Consider the following 1,090-nt stretch of genomic DNA (forward strand, 5'->3'; position numbering starts at 1 on the left):
CGGTCGCCGGTCGTGGCGAGCAGGCGCTCGACGAGCTGATCGGCATGTTCGTCAACACCCTGGTGCTGCGCACCCAGGTCGACCCGGCGGCGAGCTTCGGCGCGCTGCTCAGCGAGGTCAGGGCCGACGACCTGGCGGCCTTCGGCCACGCCGACGTGCCGTTCGAGCGGCTGGTGGAACTGCTGGAGCCGGTGCGCTCGACCGCGCGGCACCCGCTGTTCCAGGTGATGCTGACCTTCCAGAACCTGGCCCGCTCCGATCTGGCGCTGCCCGGCCTCGCCGTCTCGGCGGCCGACTTCGCGGTGCCGCTGGCGAAGTTCGATCTCCAGGTGGAACTGGCCGAGCGGATCGGCGCCGACGGCGCGCCGCAGGGCCTGACCGCCGCGTTCGTCTACGCCACCGATCTGTTCGATCACGCCACCGTCGCCGATTTCGCCGACCGCTGGTCGCGGGTGCTCGCCGCGGTGGTCGCCGATCCGTCGGTGCCGGTGGGCGATATCGACGTGCTCGCCCCCGGTGAGCGCGAACTCGTGCTGCGCGAAGGGGATTCGCCCGGCATCGCGGTGCCCGAGGTGACCCTGGCCGACCTGATCTGCATGCAGGCCCAGCAGCGCCCGGACGCGATCGCGGTCTGGGCGGGTGGGTATTCGCTGACCTTCGCCGACCTGCTCGGCCGCGCCTCGGCGCTGGCCCGCGCGCTGATCGCCAACGGCGCCGGCCCGGAAACCCTGGTGGCCGTGGCGGTTCCGCGCACCGAGGAGTTGCCGGTCGCCCTGCTGGCGGTACTGCTCGCCGGCGCGGGGTACCTGCCGATCGATTCCGGCTATCCCGCGCAGCGACTCGAATACGTGCTCGCCGACGCGAAACCCACTGTGCTGCTGACGACCTCGGCCGAGCGTGGGCTGGTGCCCGCCGACCTTCCGGTCGTGCTGCTCGACGCGCAGCTGGGGTATTCGACCGCGCCGCTGCGTCCCGCCGAACGGCGCGCGCCGCTGCGGCCAGACCACCTCGCCTACGTCATCTACACCTCCGGCTCCACCGGCCTGCCCAAGGGCGTCGGCGTCAGCCATCGCAATGTGCTGGAGCTGTT

The 1,090-nt window shown here is 72.1% G+C and carries 1 protein-coding gene; it reads left to right on the forward strand.

From position 1 onward, the window contains the following. A partial coding sequence (locus tag ABZX02_RS43995) for an AMP-binding protein (RefSeq protein ID WP_355307978.1) occupies positions 1-1,090 on the forward strand: 1,090 nt, incomplete at both ends.

This window comes from Lentzea sp. NPDC003310 (assembly GCF_040610935.1).
Lineage (GTDB): Bacteria > Actinomycetota > Actinomycetes > Mycobacteriales > Pseudonocardiaceae > Lentzea.